This is a genomic window from Shinella sp. NM-101 (assembly GCF_021401195.1).
Classification (GTDB): domain Bacteria; phylum Pseudomonadota; class Alphaproteobacteria; order Rhizobiales; family Rhizobiaceae; genus Shinella.
The window spans coordinates 21,166-44,718 of record NZ_JACBFT010000005.1 but is presented as its reverse complement, the minus strand read 5'-3'; the positions used below and the strand labels follow the sequence as shown (position 1 = coordinate 44,718).

Sequence of the window (23,553 nt, the reverse complement as noted above, 5' to 3'; positions counted from 1 at the left end):
CAACCTATGTCCATCCGCAATATCGCGATCATCGCGCACGTCGACCATGGCAAGACCACGCTCGTCGACGAGCTTCTCAAGCAGTCCGGCTCGTTCCGTGAAAACCAGCGCGTCGCCGAACGCGTCATGGACTCCAACGACATCGAAAAGGAACGCGGCATCACCATCCTCGCCAAGGCCACTTCGGTCGAATGGAAGGGCGTGCGCATCAACATCGTCGACACGCCCGGCCACGCCGATTTCGGCGGCGAAGTGGAGCGCATCCTCTCGATGGTGGACGGCGCCATCGTTCTCGTCGATTCGTCGGAAGGCCCGATGCCGCAGACCAAGTTCGTGGTCGGCAAGGCGCTCAAGGTCGGCCTGAAGCCGATCGTCGCCATCAACAAGATCGACCGTCCGGACGGCCGCCACGAGGAAGTGCTGAACGAGGTCTTCGACCTCTTCGCCAATCTCGACGCCACGGACGAACAGCTCGACTTCCCGATCCTCTACGGTTCGGGCCGCAACGGCTGGATGAACGTCAACCCGGAAGGCCCGCAGGACGAGGGCATGGCCCCGCTGCTCGACCTCGTGCTCAAGCACGTGCCCGAGCCGACGGTCGCCGAAGGCCCGTTCCGCATGATCGGCACGATCCTCGAGGCCAACCCCTTCCTCGGCCGCATCATCACCGGTCGCATCTATTCCGGCTCGATCAAGCCGAACCAGTCCGTCAAGGTCCTCGGCCAGGACGGCCAGCTCATCGAGAACGGCCGTATCTCGAAGATCCTCGCCTTCCGCGGCATCGAGCGCACGGCGATCGAAGAGGCCCATGCGGGCGACATCGTCGCCATCGCGGGCCTGACCAAGGGCACCGTCGCCGACACGTTCTGCGATCCGTCGATCACCGAAGCCCTTAAGGCCCAGCCGATCGACCCGCCGACCGTCACCATGTCCTTCATCGTCAACGATTCGCCGCTCGCCGGCACCGAGGGCGACAAGGTCACGAGCCGCGTCATCCGCGACCGCCTGTTCAAGGAGGCCGAAGGCAACGTGGCGCTGAAGATCGAGGAATCGGGCGACAAGGATTCGTTCTTCGTCTCCGGCCGCGGCGAACTGCAGCTCGCCGTCCTCATCGAGACCATGCGCCGCGAAGGCTTCGAGCTTGCCGTGTCGCGTCCGCGCGTCGTCATGCACAAGGACGAGAACGGCCAGCTCCTGGAGCCGATCGAGGAAGTCGTCATCGACGTGGATGAAGAGCATTCCGGCGTCGTCGTGCAGAAGATGTCGGAGCGCAAGGCCGAGATGGTCGAGCTGCGTCCGTCCGGCGGCAACCGCGTCCGCCTCGTCTTCTTCGCCCCGACCCGCGGCCTCATCGGCTACCAGTCGGAGCTTCTGACGGACACGCGCGGCACGGCGATCATGAACCGCCTGTTCCACGACTACCAGCCCTACAAGGGCGAGATCGGCGGCCGCGTCAACGGCGTGCTGCTGTCCAACGAAGCGGGCGAGGCCGTCGCCTATGCGCTCTTCAACCTGGAAGACCGCGGCCCGATGGTCATCGATGCGGGCGAGAAGGTCTATGCCGGCATGATCGTCGGCATCCACACGCGCGACAACGACCTCGAAGTGAATGTGCTGAAGGGCAAGAAGCTCACCAACATCCGCGCCGCCGGCAAGGACGAAGCCGTCCGCCTGACGCCGCCGATCAAGATGACGCTGGAGCGCGCGCTCTCATGGATCCAGGACGACGAACTCGTCGAGGTGACGCCGAAGTCGATCCGCCTGCGCAAGCTCTATCTCGACCCGAACGACCGCAAGCGATTCGAAAAGCAGCGCTCCGCCGGCGCCGCGTAAACCGCGCCTCCCGATATGAGACAAAGTGCGACCCCGGCCCTGTGCCGGGGTTTTTCATGTGTGTGCCATCGTTTTACGGCTTGTGACGTTTGTTAAAAAAGCGTTAACTTTTCGAGGTGTCGTCCGGAACTCGCCTGTGGGCAAAGGAAGCCTCCGCCCGTTGCGGGATTCCGGTGGGATCGATGCCGGAATATGAGTCGTGTTATGAAGACACTGTCGATCGATGTGCGGCGCGCCGAGCCGCAGGACGCGCGGGCGATATCCGAGACGCATCGCGTGTCGTGGCTGCAGGCCTATGGCGGCCTCATCCCGCACAGGCCGCTCAACCAGATGGTCGACCGGCGGGACGAGACCTGGTGGCGCAAGGCGACGCGGGGTCCCGCGACGCTCCTGGTGGTCGACGTCGCCGGCACGGTGGCCGGCTATGCCACGCTCGGGCTCAACCGCGCCCGCGCGCTGCCGCAGGAAGGCGAGATCTACGAAATCTACCTGCGTCCCGAATACCAGGGCATCGGCCTCGGCCGCCTGCTCTTCGGCGAGGCGCGTCGCCTCCTCAAGTCGCTCGGCTGCAACGGCATGATCGTCTGGTGCCTCGAGGACAGCGAGCATGCCTATCGTTTCTTCCGCTCGTCCGGCGGATGCGACATTGCCGAGGGCATGGAGAATTTCGGCGAGAAGGAACTGAAGAAGATCGGCTTCGTCTGGCCCTGAGGGCTATTCCTTCGCGGCTTGCGGCAGGTGGCGCATCGGTTCGCCTGCCAGCGCGCCGCGCTCTCCCTGCCATTGCGGCTCGTCCTTGCCGCAGCTGAAGGACGCGGCCTTCCCGTCGGCGAGCGTGCGGGCGAGCGCGTTGGCGCCCCCGTTCTCCAGTGCGTCGACATAGCCGACGACACAGCTTGTCGGGTTCCCCACGGTCGCCACCGTCGAGACGACGAGGATCTCGCCGTAGCGCGTATCGGTGTCGGATGTCGTCTCCGGATCGGAAACGAACCAGCGCACGATGGTCGCGAAGGGCGCGCCGGCTGCATCGAGCCGCCATTCGATCTTCGCGCTGGTGTGGTTGAAGGGGCCGAAACTTTCGAAGGCCTCGTCGAGCCAGGCCTTGCCGATCGGGCCATAGGTCTGGCTCTGGCGCAGGTCGCTCTCCTTGAAATAGACCGCGAAATCCTTGTAGCCGGCGCATTCCAGCGTCACGCTCGCGCCTTCCTCCTGCTGCAGGAGCGTTTTGCAGGCATCGAGATCGCGGTCGCTATAGGTGCTCTCGTTGGCCTGCGCGGGCGCGGCGGCGGTAAAGGCGGCGAGGCTGGCGATGAAAAGGCAACGGCTCGGGTGCATGGTCATCCTCCGGTCAAGATGTAGACGGCATATGCCGGCGGTCTATTCGGGTGAGGCGAAAGTCATGTTGCGCTGCAATGGGATTCGCATTAGGACACCCGCAAATCAACCCATTGCATTTCAAGGGGACACCCATGCGTATCGATGCGATTTCCGTTGGCAAGAACCCGCCTGATGACGTGAACGTCATTGTCGAGGTGCCCGTCGGCGGCCACCCGATCAAGTACGAGATGGACAAGGAGGCCGGCGCGCTCGTCGTCGACCGCTTCCTCTATACGCCGATGACCTATCCGGGCAATTACGGCTTCGTGCCGCACACGCTCTCGGAAGACGGCGACCCGATCGACGTCCTCATCGCCAACACCCGCCCGCTCGTTCCGGGCTGCGTCATCAACGTGCGCCCGATCGGCGTCATGGTGATGGAAGACGACGGCGGCAAGGACGAGAAGATCATCGCCGTGCCGGTGCCGAAGCTGACGCGCCGCTACGACAAGATCGAGAACTATACGGACCTGCCGGACATCACGCTGAAGCAGATCGAGCACTTCTTCGAGCACTACAAGGATCTGGAGCCCGGCAAGTGGGTGAAGATCGCCGGCTGGCAGGATGTCACCGTCGCCAAGAGGATGATCCTCGAGGCGGTCGAGCGCTACAACAAGTCCAAATAACCGGATGGAGCGTTTCCGCTTTTCTTCGAATCGCGAAAACGCTCCATCCTTTTGTTTCTACGCAATTCCGGACGCAAAACCGCTGCGCACTTTTGCTGGAATTGCTCTAGCGCGGCACCGCGCTTTCGAGCCTTGAAACGATATCCTCCGGGTCGCCCTCGATCCGGAGGATTTTCTTTCTCTGGGTATCGCCGGAAACGAGGCTGACGGCGGACCTGGCGACGCCGGCCGCCCTGGCGACCAGCACGATCAATGCCTTGTTGGCCTTGCCCTTGTCCGGCGGATCGCTGACGCGTGCCTTCAGGTGGCTTGCGCCGTCCGCGCCCGTTTCCCATCCGTCGATGTTATCGCGCCCGCCGTTCGGGGTCAGCCGCACGGTCAGGCGCACATGGTCGCCATGGCGGGTGAGCGCCGGCGTCACGGCGCCAGGAGCGCGGGTGCCACCACGGTGCGGACGATCTGCTCGAGGAAGAACAGGATGACGAGCACGACGAGCGGCGACAGGTCGACGCCGCCGAAGTTCGGCAGGACGCGGCGGATCGGGCGATAGATCGGTTCGGTCAACTGGTAGAGCGAGCGGCCGATGGTGGCGATGACCTGATTGTTCGCGTTGATGACGTTGAAGGCGTAGAGCCAGGAGAAGATCGCCGAGGCGATCACCAGGAACCACGCGATATTGATGATGAACAACAGGGTGTTGATGACCGCTATCATGGACGACTCCAATTGGTTTCGTGCTGACATGTAGCCATTGCATGCCCAGCCAGCAAGGCCGCGCGCCTTGCGGTGCCGCAACATGTTTAATGCGGGCGCGCGTTCATGTCTCGTGGAAGATGCGGTCGAGGAAGGATGTCATCCACATCCTGAGCGCCGCATCGTGCAGGAGGCGGCCGTCGAGATGGAGGCGGCCGGCCTGCGCGCCGGGCAGTTCGAAGCGATGCGCGCCGCGCACGACCCAGCGGTGCATCATGGCGAGCGTCAGCTCCCCGTGGAACTGGATGCCCCAGGCGTTGTCGCCATAGCGGAAGGCCTGGTTCTCGTAATGGTGGCCGGTGGCGAGCAGGGTCGCGCCGGAGGGAAGGTCGAAGCCCTCGCGGTGGAACTGGTAGACCATCTCCGGCCAGGCCATCAGCGTCGCGCCCGCCTCGGTCGCCCGCAGCGGATACCAGCCGATCTCCGCCCAGCCGTCCGCGTGGCCGGTGACCGTGCCGCCAAGGGTCTTCACCAGCATCTGCGCCCCGAGGCAGATGCCGAGGAAGGGCCGGTTCTCCCCGAGCGGCACCGAAAGCCAATCGATCTCCCGGCGTATGTAGGGCTCGTCGTCGTTGGCGCTCATCGGCCCGCCGAAGACGACGGCGCCGGCGTGATGGTCGAGCGTGTCGGGCAGCGGATCGCCGAGCACCGGACGGCGGATGTCCAGCGCAAGGCCCATCGCCTGAAGGATCTGGCCGACGCGCCCGGGGCTGGACGTTTCCTGGTGCAGCACGACGAGGACGGGACGCGGGCGGTGCGGCTTTGGGGAAAGGTCCAGCATGGCTCAGCCTTCGTCGGGTTCCTCGCGGTTCGTCGCCGCGCCGACCCTCTCGGCCACCTCCTGCCGCTTCATGATGCGCTCGCGGCCCGAGACGCCGAGAAGGTCGGCGATGCGCCAGATGGCGTGGTCCTCCATCTCGCTGCGCTCGCCATCGGCATAGACGATCTCCCAGAGAAGGCCGATGAGGGCGATGCGCTGGTCTTCCGAAAGCTGGCGCTTCAGCTCCGAGGTGAAGCGGAAGAAGTCGATCGCCTCGTTCTCGGCATCGGTGCCGGCGGCGACGAGCGCGTCGAGTTCGGCCTCGTCCACGCCGTAGAACTCCTTGAAGCGGGCGCGTAGCGCCTTCTTCTCGACATCCAGCACCTTGCCGTCCGCCTCCATCACCTGGATGCAGAGCGCCATGACGACGACCCGCGGGTCATCGGTGGCAAAGGTCGGCCGGTCGCCGCCGGAAAGGCTCGCAAGAAAGTGCTGCAAGCGTTCGAACATAGATTCTCGCCCCGTTCCCCGAACTCAGAACAATCGGAAACCGCTCGTGCCGTCGCGCTTGGCGACGGCGTCTTCCTTGACGCCCGGATCGTCAGGCAGGCCGTAGAAGGGGCGTTCCTCCTCCTTCTGGCTTGCGGCGTCCGCCTTTGCCTGCTCCGGCATCGTCGCGATCTTGACCGGCGCGGGCTCGGTCACCGCGGCCACCACGACCGGCCTTGCGGCCTCCGCCTTCTCTTCCTTGACGACCTGCTCGGCCCTGGCGGGATTCGTCGCGATGGCGAGCGGCGGCAGGGTGCGGATGGCCTCGTCGACGGCGCCGGCCGAGCCGTCCTCGATCGGCCCCTGCAACTCGCTGACCGGGGTTTTCCATTCGAAGGCGTCGAGACGGCCGGTGACGGGCGAGACGGCGCGCCATTCCGGCGCGGTGATGCCGTCGGCCGTCCAGGCGGGATCGCGCGGGGCCTTCAGCGCCTGGTTCATCCAGTGGCGGATGCGGCCCTGGTCGCCGGTCTCGGCGTCCTCGATGTCGGCCAGCAGCAGGAAGGCGCTTTCGCGCGGGGAGAGGCGGGCGGCCGCCTCGGCCTTGGCGCGGGCAAGGGCAAAGTCGCGCGCCTCCAGCGCGGCCTCGGCGACGGCGTAGAGCGCCTCGGCATTGTTCGGCCGCATCGCCTCCAGCTTTTCCGCCCGCTTCAGGCGGTCCGTCGCCGAATCGCCGCTGCGGGCGCGGACATAGAGCCGTGCCACGTCGCCGTGCGCGGTCGCCTTCCAGAGCCTTTCGAGGATGGCGGCAGCCTTGCGCAGGTTGTCCTCGCGCAGATACGCCTTCGCCTCGATGAGCCCGGCAGGCACGAAATTCTCGTCGAGCTTCAGCGCCTGGTGGGCATCTTCGCGCGCGCCCTTGGGATCGGCATCGAGCCTGTCGGCGGCGCGGGCGGTGAGGAGCACCGCCTTGCGGCGGGCATGGGCCTTCTTTTCCTCGGCCGAGCCGGAGCGGCCGTCGCCGAGGAGCTTCAGCGCCTCGTCCCAGTCGCCGGCCTCGGAGCGGTATTCGAGCGCGGCTTCCGTCGCCCAGGGAAGCTGCGGGGCCTTTTCGGCGGCGCGTTCGGCATATTGCCGGGCGGCTTCGCTGGCGCCGAGGCGGCGGGCTTCGAGATAGAGGCCGCGCAGGCCGAGTTCCCGCGTTTCCGGATCGTCGGCCATCAGCTCGAATTTCCGGCGGGCGTCGTCATAGCGGCCCTCGATCATTGCCGCCTGCGCTTCCAGGAGGTGGATGAGCGGCTCCTGGTCGGCGCTGAGGAGGCCCTTGGTGCGTGTCAGCATCTTGCGCGCGCCGGCGGCATCGCCGGCGCCGGCGGCGATCAGGCCGGTCGACAGGGCCTGGTAGCCGCGGTCGCGCTTGCGGGCACGGAAATAGCGCTGGATCGAGTGCGGCGAGGTCCAGACCACGCGCACCAGCCACCAACAGAACATGACGGCGGCGATCAGCGATACCACGAGCGTCGCGGCCACCATGAGGCTCATGTCGGCGCGCTGGCCCTGCCAGATGACGGAGAGTTCACCGGGACGGTCGGCAAGCCAGGCAAAGCCGGCGGCAAGCGCGAGGACGAAGAGGACGAAGACCAGAATGCGAACCATGAAGTCTCTCCTCAGCCCTGGTTGCCGGTGGCGGTGGTCGTGCCGTTGAGGGCGCCGGACACCGCCGCGCCGACCAGCTCCTCGACGCTGACGCGCGCATCCAGCCTGCGCTTGTAGTCCGCCGCCGCGGCCTGGCCCGGCTGCGGCAGGGTCTGCCATTCGATATCAGCGCCCTTGAAGTCGCCGTTCTGCAGCTTGTTCTCGATGCGGGCGACGACGGCCTCGGGCGTATCGCCCTCCACGCTGCCGACCGGGCGGACGCGGATCGCCGAGGCGGCGCTCGACATCAGGCGGTTGAAGATGCCCTGGTCTCCCTCGGGCTGATGCACGGCGTCGAGGATGGCGTCGGCCGTCGGCTGGAAATCGCGCACGAGGTCGGCGCGCGAGGGCACGCCGATGGCCGCATGTTCGCGCAGGCCCGCGATGGACGGATCGTCCGGCGCGACGCTGGCGAAGGCCTCCAGCTCGGCGAGGTAGGGGCCGCCTCGGTCGATGGCGGTCTTCAGCGCGCTTGCGGCCACGGCACGGGCCATCGCGATGTCGCTGCGCGGCTCGTCGAGCTTCTGCTCGGCGGCGGCGATGCGTTCGGTGAGCTGGCTTTCCGTCGTGCTGACCGCCTCGCTGGTGCGGCCAACGGCCTCGCGCAGCGCGGCGAGCTCCGTCGTCAGCCGGGCGACGTCCCCTTCCAGCCTGCCGACGGATTCCGGGTCCGCACCGGGCGTGCCGCTGTTTTCGCCTGCCGATTTTTCCAGCGCGGCAAGGCGGGTCTCGATCGGCTGCAGATCGACGGGGGGTGCCGCGGTGGTCTCGGCGAGCCGGGCCTTCAAGGCCTCGACCTCGCCCGAAAGCGTGGCGACGGCACTGCTTTCCTCTGCCCTGTCCGGGCCGGGCGCGGGCAGGTAGCCGCCATATTGCAGGCTTCCAGCGCCGAGCAGCGCGATGAGGCCGCCGAGAATGCCGGCGGCGAGCGGGCCGGCATTGCCGCGATGTGGGGGCGTGGGAGGTTCGGTGCGGGCGGGTTCCTCATAGGTTGCGCGGGCCGGTTCGATCGGCTCCTGCTTCTGCGCGTCGGCATCGGGCTCGGCCGTGGTGGCTTCCGGCGCGCCCGCTTCGGCGGTTTCGGGTGCGGAGGCCTCGGCCCCGGCCTTTTCCCCGGCGGCGATCGCCTCGTTGCTGGCAGAGGCGGGGACGGGCTCGAGATCGATCGTCACGGGCTCGTCGCCGGCCTTCTTTCGACGGGACGGGGTTTCCGGTTCCATGGCGACCTCCTCGCGTTCATGTGCATTGCACTAAACGTAGACAGGGATGGCTGGGAGGGAAAGACCCTTGCGGAAATTTCGCCGTCGATGCCTGCATTTAGAGCAACGCCAGCAGGCTTTCCTCGCTGGGTGCCGCCGCGATGGCGACGTGCGCGGCAAAGCGCTCCGGCACGGCCGCCGCGACATTTGCGCTCATGCAGAGCAGGCGCAGGGCGGTAAAGCGGCCGGGCGCCTCGGCAAGGGGCGCAAGAGCGAAGAAGGCGCGGGCGCTTTCCCGCGAATAGAGCAGCACGGCATCCGGCACCGGTTGCAGCAGGGCCGCGTCGACCGCGGTGCCGGATGGGGCGAGCGGCACCATGCGGTAGCCTTCCACGGTGCGAAACGGAATGCCGGCCTCCGCCAGCCGGCTTTCGAAGCCCGGACCGCGCGGATTGCCGGCGAGATAGAGGAGGGGATGCGGCAGCGGTCCGTTTGCGCGCAGATGCTCCGCGATCAGCCCTGCAAGGCTCTCGCCGTCGCCGGCCGCGCTCAGGACATGGGCGAAGCCCGCATCGCGCATGGCCCATGCGGTCGCCTTTCCGACGGCGAAGACGGCGGTCGCCCGGTCAGCGGCGGGGGCGCCGCCGATCCTTTCGAACAGGCGGGCCATTTCCGCGCTTGTGACGGCGATGGCGCCATGGGGCTGCGCCAGGGCGGCCTTCACGGCATCGACGGCATGCTCGGCCTTCGAGAGCGGCAGGCGCACGGCCTCGTGTCCGAGCGCCGCGAGCCGTTCGGCGGTGCGTGCCGCCGCGGTCTCGGGACGCAGGACGAGGACACGCATGGTCAGGTCCAGCTTTCGAAGAAATCCGCTCCCGCCATGGCGCGGATATCCTCGCCCGCCTTTTCGCCGAGGGCGGCGGCATCGGCGGCCGGACCGCTCGTCTCGATCTCGTGGAAGCGGCTGCCGTCCGGCGTGAGGATCGTGCCGCGGAAGCGCAGGTGATCGCCCTCGACGGTGGCATAGCCGGCGATGGGCGTGCGACAGGAGCCGTCGAGCGTGGCGAGGAAGCCGCGCTCGCAGGCGACGGCCGCATGGGTCGGCCGGTCGTCGATGGCGGACAGCAGGCCGTTCACCCGGTCGTCGCCGATGCGGCTCTCGACGCAGATCGCGCCCTGCGCGGGGGCCGGCGGGAAGGTGATCGGATCGAGGATCTCCGTCGGCACGTCGAGCTTGCCGAGGCGCTTCAGGCCGGCATAGGCGAGCAGCGTCGCATCGGCCTTTCCTTCGGCGAGCTTGCCGAGGCGGGTATCCACCTGCCCGCGGAAGACGATGACATTGAGGTCCGGCCGAAGGCGGCGGATGAGGGCCTGGCGGCGCAGCGAGGCCGAGCCGACGGTCGCGCCCTGCGGCAGGTCGAGGAGGCGCTTTGCCGCGCGGCCGATGAAGGCGTCGCGGATGTCCTCGCGCGGCAGGAAGGCCGAGAGGTGCAGGCCCTCCGGCAGCTTCGTCGGCATATCCTTGGAGGAGTGCACGGCAAGGTCCAGCGCGCCGGAGGAAAGCTGCGCCTCGATCTCCTCGGTGAACAGGCCCTTGCCGCCGATCAGCGCCAGCGAGCGGTCGGTGATGCGGTCGCCGGTGGTCGAGAGCACGACGATCTCGAACATCGCCTCCGGCAGGCCGTGCGCCGCCATCAGGCGCGAACGGGTCTCGTAGGCCTGGGCGAGCGCCAGCGGGCTGCCACGGGTGCCGATCCTGAAAGGTTTTGTTTGCATCCGCCTTGATCCATTGTTACCGGGATGTCTCGTAACCGGCTTTAGAGCCGCCCGCAATCGATCCTAGTGCTTCATGTCGCCCCACCTGACCATTCTCGGCATCGAAACGAGCTGCGACGAGACCGCCGCGTCGGTCGTCGCGCGCGATGCCGACGGAAAGGGCGAGATCCTCGGCGAGGTCGTGCTCAGCCAGCTCGAAGAGCACAGCGCCTATGGCGGCGTGGTGCCGGAGATCGCGGCGCGCGCCCATGTCGAGGCGCTGGACAGCCTGATCTCCGAGGCGCTGCTGCGCGCCGGCCGTTCCCTCGACGATGTCGACGCCATCGCCGCGACGAGCGGGCCGGGGCTAATCGGCGGGCTCATCGTCGGGCTGATGACCGGCAAGGCGATCGCGCGGGCGACCGGCAAGCCGCTCTATGCGGTCAACCATCTGGAAGGCCATGCGCTGACGGCGCGGCTGACGGACGGGCTCTCCTTCCCCTATCTCATGCTGCTGGTTTCCGGCGGCCATACCCAGCTCGTGCTGGTGCGCGGCGTCGACGATTACGAGCGCTGGGGCACGACCATCGACGACGCGCTCGGCGAGGCCTTCGACAAGACGGCCAAGCTCCTCGGCCTGCCCTATCCCGGCGGCCCGGCGGTGGAGCGCATGGCGAAGACCGGCAATCCCGAGCGCTTCACCTTCCCGCGCCCGCTCGTCGGCGAGGCGCGGCTCGATTTCTCCTTCTCAGGCCTCAAGACGGCGGTGCGCCAGGCGGCGCAGTCCATCGAGCCGGTGACGGACCAGGACATCGCCGATATCTGCGCCTCCTTCCAGCGCGCCGTCTCGCGCACCCTGAAGGATCGCATCGGCCGCGGGCTGGAGCGGTTCCGCACGCTCTATCCCGATGCCGAAACGCCGGCGCTCGTCGTTGCCGGCGGCGTGGCGGCGAATGCGGAGCTGCGCGCGACGCTGCAGGCGCTCTGCGACAAGAACAGGTTTCGCTTCGTCGCGCCGCCGCTGGCGCTGTGCACCGACAATGCCTCGATGATCGCTTGGGCAGGGCTGGAGCGCATGGCGGCCGGCTTTGCGCCTGATGATCTCTCGGTCGCGCCGCGCTCGCGCTGGCCGCTCGACCGCGATGCGGCGACGGTTCTCGGATCGGGCAAGCGGGGAGCCAAGGCATGAGCATCAGCCGCAAGATCGCCGTGGTCGGCGCGGGTGCTTTCGGCACGGCGCTGGCAAGCGTGGCGGCCGCCAGTGGCGGCGACGTCACGCTGATCGGCCGCGACGCGGTTTCCGTCGCGGCCATGCAGGCCACCCGCCGCAATGAAAAGGCGCTGCCGGGCATCGAACTGCCGGCTTCGCTTGCCTATAGCGCGGATGCGGAAGCCATGCGCGGCGCCGGCATCGTGCTCTTCGCCATGCCCTCGCAGGCGCAGCGGGCGGCGGCGCGGTCGCTGGCGCCGCTTCTTGCGCCGGGCACGGCCGTCGTCATCTGCGCCAAGGGCATGGAGAAGGGCACCGGGCGGCTCCTCACCGAGGTGCTGGAAGAGGAATTGCCCGGCCGCGAGGTCGCGGTGCTCTCCGGCCCCGGCTTCGCCGCCGATATCGCCAAAGGCCTGCCGACGGCGATGGTGATCGCCGCGCGCACGGCGGAGACCGGCGCCGCGCTGGCGCAGGCGCTCTCCGGGCCGACCTTCCGGCTCTATCCTTCGACGGACCGCATCGGCGTGCAACTCGGCGGCGCGCTCAAGAATGTGCTGGCGATAGCCTGCGGCATCATCGAGGGCGCCGAGCTTGGCGATTCCGCCCGCGCGGCGCTGATTTCGCGCGGGCTTGCGGAGCTGTCGCGCTTCGTCGAGGCGCATGGCGGGGAGGGCATCACGGTGACGGGGCTTTCCGGCCTCGGCGACCTCGTGCTCACCGGCACCAGCCATCAGTCGCGCAACCTGCGCTTCGGCATCGCGCTCGGTCGGCACGGCACTGCCGCCGGCTGGTCCGGCGACCTTGTGGAAGGCGCCTTCGCCGCATCGGTCGCCTCTGGAGTCGCCGCCGAAAAGGGCATCGACATGCCGATCACCGACGCCGTCGCCCGCATCGTCGACGGCACGCTCGACGTGAAGACCGCCATCGGGCAGCTCATGACGCGCCCGATCACCCAGGAATAAGGAAGGGACAGCCGCATGCATTTCGCATTTCTCTGCAAGGACAAGCCCGGTGCGCTCCAGGTGCGTCTCGACACGCGCCCCGAACATCTCGCCTATCTCAACGCGCTCAATGCGGACGGCAAGCTCGGCTTTGCCGGCCCCTTCCTCGGCGACGACGGCAAGCCGACCGGCAGCCTCGTCGTGGTGAAGGCCGAGACCATCGAGGACGCGCGGCGGATCGCGGCCGACGATCCCTATGCCAGGGCCGGTCTCTTCGCCGACGTCGAGGTGAAGGCCTGGAACTGGGTCTTCAACAATCCGGAGGCGTAAGACCCGATGGCATACTGGCTCTACAAGTCCGAACCCTTCAAGTTCTCCTGGGAAAAGCTCAAGTCGAAGGGCGAGGCCGGCGAGGAATGGGACGGCGTGCGCAACTACCAGGCACGCAACAACATGCGGGCCATGAAGATCGGCGACAAGGGCTTCTTCTACCACTCCAACGAGGGGCTCGAAGTCGTCGGCATCACGGAAGTCTGCGCCCTGGCGCATCCGGATTCGACCGCCGGCGAGGATCCGCGCTGGGAATGCGTCGACATTCGCGCGGTGCGCGACATGCCGAAGCCCGTGACCCTCAAGGACATCAAGGCCAATCCGAAGCTCGCCGACATGTCGCTCGTCACCTCCATGCGCCTTTCGGTGCAGCCGGTGACGGAGGAGGAGTGGATCGAGGTCTGCCGCATGGGCGGCCTCGACAACCCGCCGCGCTGATGGCTTCCGCTTTGCGTACCGCCTTCTCCGGAGCGGTGCTTTCGTGAAGACGGATCCCGAAGTCTTCATTCGCGGCAATACGGACGTGCTGTCGCCGCCGCATGTGCCGGAGGTGAAGCTGAGGCTCGCCACCGAGGCGCACGATCTCTGGCTGAAGACGGAGGAGGAACTGGAAGCGATCGGCCTGCCGCCGCCCTTCTGGGCCTTCGCCTGGGCGGGCGGGCAGGGGCTTGCCCGGCATGTGCTCGATCATCCGGCGCTGGTGGCGGGCAAGACGGTGCTCGATTTTGCCAGCGGCTCCGGCCTTGTCGGCATTGCCGCACGGATGGCGGGTGCCTCGGCGGTGGTGGCGGCGGATATCGATCCCTGGAGTGAAACGGCGGTCCGGCTGAATGCAGCTCTCAACGGCGTTGTGCTCGACCATGCCGGCGAGGATCTCGTCGGCCGCGACGGGGGCTGGGAGGTGATCCTTGCCGGCGACGTCTTTTACGACCGGGGCTTTGCCGATGTGCTGATCCCCTGGTTCTCGGCGCTCGCCGCGCGCGGCGCGACGGTGCTGGTCGGCGATCCCGGCCGCGCCTATTGCCCGCGCGAGCGCATGGAGGCGCTCGCCACCTATACGGTGCCGGTAACCCGGGCGCTGGAGGACAGCGAGGTCAAGAAGACGACGGTCTGGCGTTTCCGGGCCGACCCGGCAAGCGGGCGATAAGGCCCCGCGCCATCAGGAGCCCGGCCGGATGACGCAGACGCCGGCTTCCCACGAGCAGCCGTTCCGGCCCGGCGTCACGGTGATGACCTTCGGCCCGCCTGCCCGGCGCTTCACCGGGCGGTCGTACCGCTCGATCACGCCGTTGTCGTCGACATAGAAGTAGATGCTGCTGCCGAGGCTGCGATAGGCGGTGATCGCCCCGCTGTAGAAGCTGTCGTTCTCGCGCTGGAACCCGCGGTCGCTTCTGCCGTGGCGAAGCCGTGTGCCGAGCCAGCCGCCATGGGCTTCCGGCTCCAGCGTCGGCAGCTTCTTGAGCCGGGAATGGTGGCCGTGACGATGGGGATGCCAGCCGTCGCGGGCGTCGGCGAGCGTCATGCCGCCTGCGACGAGCACGACCGCCAGCCCTAAGACTTTGGTCGCACGGAGCGCCGATAACAGAGTCATTCTGTCCTGCCTTCCGGGTTACGCTTAACAAATCGTTAACGGAAAGATGGGGCAGAAAGACGCGAAAGTCACGGATTTCGCTGCAATTTCGGTGGTTTTGGTTAACGCCCGCGGAGCGTATGGGAGCCGGCCGGAGGGACAGGGCGTCTAATCGATTAAATTCATTTTGCACCGCAAGAAGGCTTGTGGTTCCGCTTTCCGGTGATTAAACGTCGCCATCACTGCATTGTGCACAACATACTGCAATTCCGGAGAAAATTTGTCCAGATTTTGGCTCTCCGGGGTTCCGTGAGGTTCAGATGGCGAATGTCACTCGAAGCCGGCCGCTCTCGCCGCATCTCCAGGTCTACAAACCGATCCCGACGATGGTCATGTCCATCGTGCACCGCATCACCGGCATGGCGCTCTATTTCGGCACCGTCCTCGTCGCCTGGTGGCTGATCGCGGCGGCGACGGGCGAGGTCTATTTCGACTGGGTGAGCTGGTTCTTCGGCACCTGGATCGGCCGCCTCGTGCTCTTCGGCTATACCTGGGCGTTGATGCACCACATGCTCGGGGGCCTTCGCCACTTCATGTGGGATATGGGCCGCGGATACGAGAAGCATTTTTCCACCCGGCTCGCCCTTCTGACCCCGGTCGTCTCCGTCGCCCTGACGGTGCTGATCTGGATCGCCGGCACCCTGGCCCGCTGAGGAGACACCCATGGACATGCGCACGCCCCTCGGCAAGGTTCGCGGCCTCGGCTCGGCAAAGGACGGCACGGAGCATTTCTGGCGCCAGCGCCTGACTGCCGTCGCCAACGTGCCGCTGATGCTGTTCTTCGTCGGCTTCCTGATCTGCTACAACGGCGCGTCCTACGCGGAGGTGACGGCGGCTCTGTCGCATCCCATCGTCGCCGTCCTCATGGGCCTCGTCGTCATTTCCGGCCTCATCCACATGAAGCTCGGCATGCAGGTCGTCATCGAGGACTATGTGCATGCGGAGGGCGTGAAGATCGGCCTTCTCATGCTCAACACCTTCTTCGCGATCCTGGTCGGCGGGCTCTGTCTCTTCGCCGTCCTCAAAATCGCCTTCGCAGGATAATCCATCATGGCAGCGATCTCCTCCCCGGCGGCCAACGGCAAGGCCTATACCTATGTGGACCACTCCTTCGACGTGATCGTCGTCGGCGCCGGCGGCGCGGGCCTGCGCGCCACGCTCGGCATGGCCGAGCAGGGCCTCAAGACGGCCTGCATCACCAAGGTCTTCCCGACGCGCTCGCACACCGTCGCCGCGCAGGGCGGCATCGCCGCCTCGCTGAAGAACATGACGCCGGATTCGTGGCAGTGGCACCTCTACGACACCGTCAAGGGTTCCGACTGGCTCGGCGACGTCGACGCCATGCAGTATCTCGTCATGGAAGCGCCGAAGGCGGTCTATGAACTGGAGCATTACGGCGTGCCCTTCTCGCGCAACGCGGAAGGCAAGATCTACCAGCGCCCGTTCGGCGGCCACATGCAGAACTACGGCGAAGGCCCGCCGGTGCAGCGCACCTGCGCCGCCGCCGACCGGACCGGCCACGCGATCCTCCACACGCTCTACGGCCAGTCGCTGCGCAACAATGCGGAATTCTTCATCGAGTATTTCGCGCTCGACCTGATCATGTCGGCCGACGGGCGCTGCACCGGCGTCGTCGCCTGGAACCTCGACGACGGCACGATCCACCGCTTCGCCGCCAAGATGGTGGTGCTGGCGACCGGCGGCTACGGCCGTGCCTATTTCTCCGCCACCTCGGCGCATACCTGCACGGGCGACGGCGGCGGCATGATCGCGCGCGCCGGCCTGCCGCTGCAGGACATGGAATTCGTGCAGTTCCACCCGACCGGCATCTACGGCGCGGGCTGCCTCATCACCGAAGGCGCGCGCGGCGAGGGCGGCTATCTCGTCAATTCCGAGGGCGAGCGCTTCATGGAACGCTATGCGCCGTCGGCCAAGGACCTTGCCTCGCGCGACGTCGTCTCGCGCTGCATGACGATGGAAATCCGCGAAGGCCGCGGCGTCGGCAAGAACAAGGACCACATCTTCCTGCATCTCGACCATCTCGACCCGGCCGTGCTGCACGAGCGCCTGCCGGGCATTTCCGAGAGCGCGAAGATCTTCGCCGGCGTCGACGTGACGCGCGAGCCGATCCCGGTCCTGCCGACCGTCCACTACAACATGGGCGGCATTCCCACGAACTACTGGGGCGAGGTGCTGAACGCCGACAGCCAGAACCCCGAGCGCATCGCGCCCGGCCTGATGGCGGTGGGGGAAGCCGGCTGTGCCTCGGTGCACGGCGCCAACCGCCTCGGCTCCAACTCGCTGATCGACCTCGTGGTCTTCGGCCGTGCCGCCGCCATCCGCGCCGGCCAGGTCATCGACCGCAACGAGGCGATCCCGGCGCTCGACATCGCCGCCTGCGACAGGATCATGGACCGCTTCGACCGCCTCAGGAACGCCAATGGCAGCACGCCGACAGCGATCCTGCGCGACAAGATGCAGCGCACCATGCAGGAAGACGCCGCCGTGTTCCGCACGCAGGAATCGCTGGAAAGCGGCTGCAAGCGCATGACGGAGATCTGGAAGGAAATGCCGGACATCAAGGTCACCGACCGCTCAATGATCTGGAACTCCGACCTCGTCGAGACGCTGGAGCTGGAAAACCTGATGGCCAACGCCATCACGACCGTCTACGGCGCCGAGGCCCGCAAGGAAAGCCGCGGCTCGCATGCCCGCGAGGACTATGCTACCGGCCCGCTCGGCGGCCGCGACGACGTCAACTGGCGCAAGCACACGCTCGCCTGGGTCAACGAGGCGGGCGAGGTGACGCTCGACTACCGCCCGGTGCATACCGACCTCATCGCCGACGGGATCGATCCCAAGAAGATCGAGCCCAAGGCCCGCGTCTACTGAGCCCGAGGAGAACAGGACATGGTTGAACTCGCTCTCCCGAAGAACTCGCAGATGACCGAAGGCAAGGTCTGGCCGAAGCCGGCCGGGGCCGCGAACACCCGCGAGTTCCGCATCTACCGCTGGAACCCGGACGACGGGAAGAACCCGTCCATCGACACGTTCTACATCGATGTCGACGATTGCGGCCCGATGGTTCTCGACGCCCTGCTCTACATCAAGAACAAGATCGACCCGACGCTGACGCTGCGCCGCTCCTGCCGCGAAGGCATCTGCGGCTCCTGCGCCATGAACATCGACGGCACCAACACGCTCGCCTGCACCAAGGGCATGGACGAAGTGAAGGGGACCGTGAAGGTCTATCCGTTGCCGCACATGCCTGTGGTCAAGGACCTCGTTCCGGACCTTACCAACTTCTACGCCCAGCACCGCTCCATCGAGCCGTGGCTGAAAACCGTGTCGCCGACGCCGGCCAAGGAATGGAAGCAGAGCCATGAGGATCGCCTCAAGCTCGACGGGCTCTACGAGTGCATCCTGTGCGCCTGCTGCTCGACCTCCTGTCCGAGCTACTGGTGGAACGGCGACCGCTATCTCGGCCCGGCCGTCCTGCTGCAGGCCTATCGCTGGCTGATCGACAGCCGCGACGAGGCCACGGGCGAACGCCTCGACAACCTGGAAGACCCCTTCCGCCTCTATCGCTGCCACACGATCATGAATTGCGCCCAGTCCTGCCCGAAGGGCCTCAATCCGGCCAAGGCGATCGGCGAAATCAAGAAGATGCTGGTCGAGCGCCGTCTCTGACCTACATGATCACCGTTCATGAAACGTGAGAAGGCGGCCCGGACTATCGGGCCGTTTCATCTTGATTCGTGCGAGCGATTCACGTTAATTCGGCGTAAATTGCTGCATGGCAGCAGTATCGGGCAGAATTGGAGTATCGAGATGCGGATTCACCATGCGGCGGGCGGACTGATGATGGCGCTTGCACTTGCCGGTTGCCAGCGCACCGGGTCGATGGACAGCGTCAATACGCAGCCGAACATCGCGCCGCTCCAGGCCCAGCCGATCGGCTCGGTCTCCTCGAGCCAGCTTCCCGACCCGACCACCAGCACGAGCGGCGGCCAGTTCCCGGACAAGCCGGGCACTGATACCGCGATGGCGACCGGCACCGGCGTCGGCACGGGCGATACGGCGGCCGCCAGCGCCCTCGACGTGAAGAAGGAAGGCATGGTCGGCAACTGGCGCGTCTCCAACGGCCCGTCCTCCTGCGACATGTTCCTGACGCTCACCAATCTCGGCGGCGGTTCGCGCGGCGGCACGCGCGGCTGCGCGGGCGAACTGACGACGATGGGCTCCTGGGAAGTCGCCGGCAAGCAGGTCGTCCTGAAGGATCGCAACGGCAATGCGATCGCCCGCCTCTACAAGACGGCCGATTCCCGCTTCGACGGTTCGACCAATTCGGGCCAGCCTGTCAGCCTCTCGCGCTGATCCCTTCCTCGGATACCGGATAAATACCGCCCATGGGCAAGGACTGGGACCGGGTCTCGACGCATCCGGAACACGGCGTTTCGGACAGGCTGCAGGCCCTCGTGGCGAGCGGCGCGCTGAAGCCGGACCCCGCGCAGCGGGCAATGGCGGCGCGTTTCGACCGCCTGCTCGGCGAGGTCCATGCCCAGCGCCCGGCCCGCAAGTCGAGCGCGCTCGGCTGGCTCTTCGCCTCCCGCAAGCCCGAGAGCGTCAGCGCCCCGAAGGGGCTCTACATCCATGGCGGCGTCGGGCGCGGCAAGACCATGCTGATGGACCTGTTCTTCGATCTTGCGCCCGTCAAGCGCAAGCGCCGGGCCCATTTCCACGAGTTCATGACGGATGTGCACGAGCGCATCCACAAGCACCGCCAGAAGCTGAAGGCGGGCGAGACGACGCAGGCCGATCCCGTGCCGCCGGTCGCCGCCAGCCTCATCGAGGAGGCGCGGCTGCTCTGCTTCGACGAATTCTCCGTGACCGACATCGCCGATGCGATGATCCTGTCGCGTCTCTTCGGCGAATTGTTCCGGCGCGGCTGCATCCTGGTCGCGACCTCCAATGTCGAGCCGGACGACCTCTACAGGGATGGTCTCAACCGCAGCCTCTTCCTGCCCTTCGTCGAACTCCTGAAACGGCATGTCGAGATCGTGCCGCTGGACTCGATGACGGATTACCGCATGGAGAAGGACAGCGGCCTGCCGGTCTTCCGTTACCCGCTCGGCGAGGATGCCGACATGGCGATGGATGCGGCCTGGCGGCGGGAGACGGCGGGCATGCCGACCGGCCCGCGCACGATCTCCTTCCGTGGCCGGAGCATCGCGGTGCCGCAGGCGGCGGGACGCATCGCGCGCTTCTCCTTCGCCGATCTGTGCGAGCGGCCGCTGGGCGCGGCCGATTACCTGGAGATCCTCGCGCATTTCGACACGCTGTTCGTCGACCACATTCCTCTGCTGGGAGCGGAGAAGCGCAACGAGACGAAGCGGTTCATCAATCTCGTCGATACGATCTACGATCATCGGGCGCGGCTTTTCGCGTCCGCGGCGGCGGCGCCGGAGAACCTGCTGGTGACCCGGAAGGGCACGGAGGGCTTCGAATTCGACCGCACGGTCTCGCGCCTCATCGAGATCCGCAGCACGGAATATCTTGCCGATCATCAGGTGCGATACGGCGAAAAATGACGGAAGCGTGACGAGAATTCTTACCTTTACGTAAGAATTTTTGCATCTAACCGATTGAAATTCCTCAGTCCAAAAGTATGTATTGAATATTTAACCCAGGAAGCGTAAGCCCTTGCGCCGAAAGGTCCCGCAATCGCGACATTGGGGGCCTGTTGATCGGAGCAAGAGGAAGCTTTCATGGCCCGCAAGAAGATCGCACTTATTGGTTCTGGAATGATCGGTGGCACGCTGGCGCATCTGGCCGGCCTGAAGGAACTGGGCGACATCGTCCTCTTCGACATCGCCGACGGCGTTCCGCAGGGCAAGGGCCTCGACATCGCCCAGTCCTCGCCGGTCGAAGGCTTCAACGCCTCGCTGACGGGCGCCAGCGACTATGCCGCCATCGAAGGCGCCGATGTCTGCATCGTCACCGCCGGCGTCGCCCGCAAGCCGGGCATGAGCCGCGACGACCTGCTCGGCATCAACCTCAAGGTCATGGAACAGGTCGGCGCCGGCATCAAGAAATACGCTCCGAACGCCTTCGTCATCTGCATCACCAACCCGCTCGACGCCATGGTCTGGGCGCTGCAGAAGTTCTCCGGCCTGCCGAAGAACATGGTCGTCGGCATGGCCGGCGTGCTGGACTCGGCCCGCTTCCGCCTCTTCCTCTCCGAGGAATTCAAGGTTTCCGTCCAGGACGTCACGGCGTTCGTTCTCGGTGGCCACGGCGACACGATGGTGCCGCTCGCCCGCTACTCGACCGTCGCCGGCATCCCGCTGACCGACCTCGTCAAGATGGGCTGGGTCACCAAGGAGCGCCTTGAAGAGATCATCCAGCGCACCCGTGACGGCGGCGCCGAGATCGTCAGCCTCCTGAAGACCGGCTCGGCCTACTACGCCCCGGCCGCTTCCGCCATCGAGATGGCCGAATCCTACCTCAAGGACAAGAAGCGCGTCCTGCCCTGCGCGGCCTTCCTTTCCGGCCAGTACGGCGTGAAGGACATGTATGTCGGCGTTCCGACCGTGATCGGCGCCGGCGGCGTCGAGCGCATCGTCGAGATCGACCTCAACAAGGCCGAGCAGGAAGCCTTCGACAAGTCGGTCGGCGCCGTTGCCGGTCTCTGCGAGGCCTGCATCAACATCGCTCCCGCCCTGAAGTAATCCGAGGATTTTCCCGATGAACATTCATGAATACCAGGCCAAGGCTCTCTTGAAGAGCTACGGCGCGCCGGTCGCCGAGGGCGTCGCGATCTTCTCCGCGGACGAGGCGGAGGCGGCTGCCAAGTCGCTCCCCGGCCCGCTCTACGTGGTCAAGAGCCAGATCCACGCCGGCGGCCGCGGCAAGGGCAAGTTTAGGGAACTCGGCCCCGACGCCAAGGGCGGCGTGCGCCTTTCCAAAAGCGTCGAGGAAGTCGTCGCCAACGTCAAGGAGATGCTCGGCAACACGCTCGTCACCGCGCAGACCGGCGAAGCCGGCAAGCAGGTGAACCGCCTCTATATCGAGGACGGCGCCGACATCGACCGTGAGCTCTATCTCTCGCTGCTCGTCGACCGCTCCGTCGGCAAGATCGCCTTCGTCGTCTCGACTGAAGGCGGCATGGACATCGAGGCCGTCGCGCATGACACGCCGGAAAAGATCGTCACCGTGGCGATCGACCCGGAAGCCGGCGTCACCGCTGCGGACCTTGCCAAGCTCACCTCCGCGCTCAAGCTCGAAGGCGAAGCCAAGGCCGACGGCGAGAAGCTGTTCCCGATCCTCTACAAGGCCTTCGTCGAGAAGGACATGAGCCTTCTGGAGATCAACCCGCTGATCGTCATGAAGAACGGCCGCGTGCGCGTTCTCGACGCCAAGGTCTCCTTCGACGGCAATGCGCTGTTCCGCCACGACGACATCAAGGCGCTGCGCGACGAGACCGAAGAGGACGCCAAGGAAATCGAGGCCTCCAAGTGGGACCTCGCCTATGTGGCGCTCGACGGCAATATCGGCTGCATGGTCAACGGCGCGGGCCTTGCCATGGCGACGATGGACATCATCAAGCTCTACGGCAAGGAGCCGGCGAACTTCTGCGACGTCGGCGGCGGCGCCGGCAAGGAGAAGGTGGCGGCTGCCTTCAAGATCATCACGGCCGACCCGAAGGTCGAGGGCATCCTCGTCAACATCTTCGGCGGCATCATGAAGTGCGATGTCATCGCCGAGGGTGTCGTTGCGGCCGTGCAGGAAGTCGGCCTCAAGGTTCCGCTGGTCGTTCGCCTCGAAGGCACGAATGTCGAGCTTGGCAAGAAGATCCTGAACGAATCGGGCCTGGCGATCACCGCCGCCGACGATCTGGACGACGCCGCCAAGAAGATCGTCGCCGCGATCAACGGCTAACTGAAGGACCCAGACCTCATGTCGATTCTCGTCAACAAGAACACCAAGGTCCTCGTTCAGGGCCTGACCGGCAAGACCGGCTCCTTCCACACCGAACAGGCGCTCGCCTATTACGGCACGCAGATGGTCGGCGGCATCCACCCGAAGAAGGGCGGCGAAACCTGGACCGGCTCCAAGGGCGAAACCCTGCCGATCTTCGCCTCCGTCGCCGAAGGCAAGGAAAAGACCGGCGCGGACGCATCCGTGATCTACGTTCCGCCGGCCGGCGCCGCGGACGCGATCATCGAGGCGATCGAAGCGGAAATCCCGTTCATCACCTGCATCACCGAGGGCATCCCGGTTGCCGACATGGTGCGCGTCAAGGCCCGCCTCGACCGCTCCTCCTCGCGCCTGCTCGGCCCGAACTGCCCCGGCATCCTGACGCCGGAAGAATGCAAGATCGGCATCATGCCGGGCTCGATCTTCCGCAAGGGCTCGGTCGGCATCGTCTCGCGCTCCGGCACGCTGACCTATGAAGCCGTCTTCCAGACGTCCAACGAAGGCCTCGGCCAGACGACGGCCGTCGGCATCGGCGGCGACCCGGTCAAGGGCACCGAGTTCATCGACGTGCTGGAGATGTTCCTGGCCGACGACGCCACGACCTCGATCATCATGATCGGCGAAATCGGCGGCTCGGCCGAGGAAGATGCGGCGCAGTTCCTCATCGACGAGGCCAAGAAGGGCCGCAAGAAGCCGATGGCCGGCTTCATCGCGGGCCGCACGGCCCCGAAGGGCCGCACCATGGGCCATGCCGGCGCTGTCGTTTCCGGCGGCAAGGGCGATGCGGAATCCAAGATTTCTGCGATGGAGGCGGCGGGTATCCGCGTTTCGCCTTCGCCGGCGCGCCTCGGCAAGACGCTCGTCGAAGTCCTCAAGGGCTGAACAAACCGAAAAGGGTGGGCCGGCTGAAAATGCCGGCCGATCCGTCTCTTCCCGGTGCGACATCGGCGCCGGGCGGCAAGCCGGGAAAGCCCG

Annotated in this window: 27 protein-coding genes; 17 read left to right on the top strand and 10 right to left on the bottom strand. The window is 66.4% G+C overall.

Features of this window, described 5'->3' with window-relative positions; genetic code table 11:
- Positions 1-6 precede the first annotated feature (6 nt).
- Together typA and L0976_RS11635 are read left to right on the top strand one after the other, a co-directional pair.
- Positions 7-1,833: a translational GTPase TypA gene (gene typA / locus L0976_RS11640; protein ID WP_234187426.1), complete on the top strand. Its 1,827-nt coding sequence runs from the start codon at positions 7-9 to the stop codon at positions 1,831-1,833.
- Between the two features lie 204 nt (positions 1,834-2,037).
- Positions 2,038-2,544 (top strand): GNAT family N-acetyltransferase, encoded by a 507-nt coding sequence (locus L0976_RS11635; protein ID WP_203316740.1) that lies wholly within the window; start codon positions 2,038-2,040, stop codon positions 2,542-2,544.
- A gap of 3 nt (positions 2,545-2,547) precedes the next feature.
- Here the strand turns inward: L0976_RS11635 and L0976_RS11630 are convergent, their stop codons facing one another.
- Positions 2,548-3,168, bottom strand: a complete 621-nt coding sequence (locus L0976_RS11630; protein WP_234187425.1) for a hypothetical protein — start codon at positions 3,166-3,168, stop codon at positions 2,548-2,550.
- A 134-nt stretch (positions 3,169-3,302) separates the two neighbouring features.
- On the opposite strand from L0976_RS11630, the gene ppa reads away from it, so the two are divergent.
- Positions 3,303-3,836 carry an inorganic diphosphatase gene (gene ppa / locus L0976_RS11625; protein WP_203316738.1) on the top strand — a complete coding sequence of 178 codons (534 nt, stop codon included), beginning with the start codon at positions 3,303-3,305 and terminating at the stop codon, positions 3,834-3,836.
- A gap of 106 nt (positions 3,837-3,942) precedes the next feature.
- Here the strand turns inward: ppa and L0976_RS11620 are convergent, their stop codons facing one another.
- The 8 genes from L0976_RS11620 to hemC all read right to left on the bottom strand — a co-directional run bounded on the left by L0976_RS11620 (position 3,943) and on the right by hemC (position 10,508).
- Positions 3,943-4,257 (bottom strand): DUF167 domain-containing protein, encoded by a 315-nt coding sequence (locus tag L0976_RS11620; RefSeq protein ID WP_203316737.1) that lies wholly within the window; start codon positions 4,255-4,257, stop codon positions 3,943-3,945.
- Positions 4,254-4,550 (bottom strand): YggT family protein, encoded by a 297-nt coding sequence (locus L0976_RS11615; protein ID WP_203316736.1) that lies wholly within the window; start codon positions 4,548-4,550, stop codon positions 4,254-4,256. The genes L0976_RS11620 and L0976_RS11615 overlap by 4 nt, the downstream gene beginning before the upstream one ends.
- A gap of 103 nt (positions 4,551-4,653) precedes the next feature.
- Entirely contained in the window at positions 4,654-5,370 is a 717-nt protein-coding gene (locus L0976_RS11610; RefSeq protein WP_234187424.1) for a glutamine amidotransferase, read from the bottom strand.
- A 3-nt stretch (positions 5,371-5,373) separates the two neighbouring features.
- Entirely contained in the window at positions 5,374-5,859 is a 486-nt protein-coding gene (locus L0976_RS11605) for a TerB family tellurite resistance protein (protein ID WP_234187423.1), read from the bottom strand.
- A gap of 24 nt (positions 5,860-5,883) precedes the next feature.
- Entirely contained in the window at positions 5,884-7,494 is a 1,611-nt protein-coding gene (locus L0976_RS11600) for a heme biosynthesis protein HemY (protein WP_234187422.1), read from the bottom strand.
- 11 nt (positions 7,495-7,505) lie between these two features.
- Positions 7,506-8,753: a COG4223 family protein gene (locus tag L0976_RS11595; RefSeq protein WP_234187421.1), complete on the bottom strand. Its 1,248-nt coding sequence runs from the start codon at positions 8,751-8,753 to the stop codon at positions 7,506-7,508.
- A gap of 97 nt (positions 8,754-8,850) precedes the next feature.
- Positions 8,851-9,576, bottom strand: a complete 726-nt coding sequence (locus L0976_RS11590; RefSeq protein ID WP_234187420.1) for a uroporphyrinogen-III synthase — start codon at positions 9,574-9,576, stop codon at positions 8,851-8,853.
- Positions 9,577-9,578: 2 nt separating this feature from the next.
- Positions 9,579-10,508, bottom strand: a complete 930-nt coding sequence (hemC, locus tag L0976_RS11585) for a hydroxymethylbilane synthase (protein ID WP_234187419.1) — start codon at positions 10,506-10,508, stop codon at positions 9,579-9,581.
- Positions 10,509-10,581: 73 nt separating this feature from the next.
- On the opposite strand from hemC, the gene tsaD reads away from it, so the two are divergent.
- The 5 genes from tsaD to L0976_RS11560 are packed head-to-tail and all read left to right on the top strand — an operon-like array spanning position 10,582 to position 14,115.
- The gene (gene tsaD / locus L0976_RS11580; protein WP_234187418.1) at positions 10,582-11,676 is read left to right on the top strand and encodes a tRNA (adenosine(37)-N6)-threonylcarbamoyltransferase complex transferase subunit TsaD; all 1,095 of its coding nucleotides are present in this window, start codon (positions 10,582-10,584) and stop codon (positions 11,674-11,676) included.
- Between the two features lie 2 nt (positions 11,677-11,678).
- Positions 11,679-12,659 (top strand): NAD(P)H-dependent glycerol-3-phosphate dehydrogenase, encoded by a 981-nt coding sequence (locus L0976_RS11575; protein WP_234187725.1) that lies wholly within the window; start codon positions 11,679-11,681, stop codon positions 12,657-12,659.
- A 15-nt stretch (positions 12,660-12,674) separates the two neighbouring features.
- The gene (locus L0976_RS11570; RefSeq protein ID WP_234187417.1) at positions 12,675-12,968 is read left to right on the top strand and encodes a YciI-like protein; all 294 of its coding nucleotides are present in this window, start codon (positions 12,675-12,677) and stop codon (positions 12,966-12,968) included.
- A gap of 6 nt (positions 12,969-12,974) precedes the next feature.
- Positions 12,975-13,406, top strand: a complete 432-nt coding sequence (locus L0976_RS11565; RefSeq protein ID WP_203316727.1) for an EVE domain-containing protein — start codon at positions 12,975-12,977, stop codon at positions 13,404-13,406.
- A gap of 43 nt (positions 13,407-13,449) precedes the next feature.
- A complete protein-coding gene (locus L0976_RS11560; RefSeq protein ID WP_234187416.1) occupies positions 13,450-14,115 on the top strand; it encodes a methyltransferase in 666 nt (221 codons plus the stop codon).
- 12 nt (positions 14,116-14,127) lie between these two features.
- Here the strand turns inward: L0976_RS11560 and L0976_RS11555 are convergent, their stop codons facing one another.
- The gene (locus tag L0976_RS11555) at positions 14,128-14,559 is read right to left on the bottom strand and encodes a hypothetical protein (RefSeq protein WP_234187415.1); all 432 of its coding nucleotides are present in this window, start codon (positions 14,557-14,559) and stop codon (positions 14,128-14,130) included.
- A gap of 299 nt (positions 14,560-14,858) precedes the next feature.
- Here L0976_RS11555 and sdhC point away from each other — a divergent pair, with 299 nt between their 5' ends.
- The 9 genes from sdhC to sucD all read left to right on the top strand — a co-directional run bounded on the left by sdhC (position 14,859) and on the right by sucD (position 23,460).
- The gene (gene sdhC, locus L0976_RS11550) at positions 14,859-15,251 is read left to right on the top strand and encodes a succinate dehydrogenase, cytochrome b556 subunit (protein ID WP_234187414.1); all 393 of its coding nucleotides are present in this window, start codon (positions 14,859-14,861) and stop codon (positions 15,249-15,251) included.
- A 10-nt stretch (positions 15,252-15,261) separates the two neighbouring features.
- Positions 15,262-15,642, top strand: a complete 381-nt coding sequence (gene sdhD, locus L0976_RS11545) for a succinate dehydrogenase, hydrophobic membrane anchor protein (RefSeq protein WP_203316723.1) — start codon at positions 15,262-15,264, stop codon at positions 15,640-15,642.
- A 6-nt stretch (positions 15,643-15,648) separates the two neighbouring features.
- Positions 15,649-17,490 carry a succinate dehydrogenase flavoprotein subunit gene (gene sdhA / locus L0976_RS11540; RefSeq protein ID WP_234187413.1) on the top strand — a complete coding sequence of 614 codons (1,842 nt, stop codon included), beginning with the start codon at positions 15,649-15,651 and terminating at the stop codon, positions 17,488-17,490.
- 18 nt (positions 17,491-17,508) lie between these two features.
- Positions 17,509-18,288 (top strand): succinate dehydrogenase iron-sulfur subunit, encoded by a 780-nt coding sequence (locus L0976_RS11535; RefSeq protein WP_203316721.1) that lies wholly within the window; start codon positions 17,509-17,511, stop codon positions 18,286-18,288.
- A gap of 141 nt (positions 18,289-18,429) precedes the next feature.
- Entirely contained in the window at positions 18,430-18,975 is a 546-nt protein-coding gene (locus tag L0976_RS11530; protein WP_234187412.1) for a protease inhibitor Inh/omp19 family protein, read from the top strand.
- A gap of 32 nt (positions 18,976-19,007) precedes the next feature.
- Positions 19,008-20,189 carry a cell division protein ZapE gene (zapE, locus tag L0976_RS11525; protein ID WP_234187411.1) on the top strand — a complete coding sequence of 394 codons (1,182 nt, stop codon included), beginning with the start codon at positions 19,008-19,010 and terminating at the stop codon, positions 20,187-20,189.
- Between the two features lie 177 nt (positions 20,190-20,366).
- Positions 20,367-21,329 carry a malate dehydrogenase gene (gene mdh / locus L0976_RS11520; protein ID WP_203316718.1) on the top strand — a complete coding sequence of 321 codons (963 nt, stop codon included), beginning with the start codon at positions 20,367-20,369 and terminating at the stop codon, positions 21,327-21,329.
- A 16-nt stretch (positions 21,330-21,345) separates the two neighbouring features.
- Positions 21,346-22,539 (top strand): ADP-forming succinate--CoA ligase subunit beta, encoded by a 1,194-nt coding sequence (gene sucC, locus L0976_RS11515; RefSeq protein ID WP_203316717.1) that lies wholly within the window; start codon positions 21,346-21,348, stop codon positions 22,537-22,539.
- A gap of 18 nt (positions 22,540-22,557) precedes the next feature.
- Positions 22,558-23,460 carry a succinate--CoA ligase subunit alpha gene (sucD, locus tag L0976_RS11510; protein ID WP_203316716.1) on the top strand — a complete coding sequence of 301 codons (903 nt, stop codon included), beginning with the start codon at positions 22,558-22,560 and terminating at the stop codon, positions 23,458-23,460.
- The last annotated feature ends 93 nt before the right edge of the window (positions 23,461-23,553 follow it).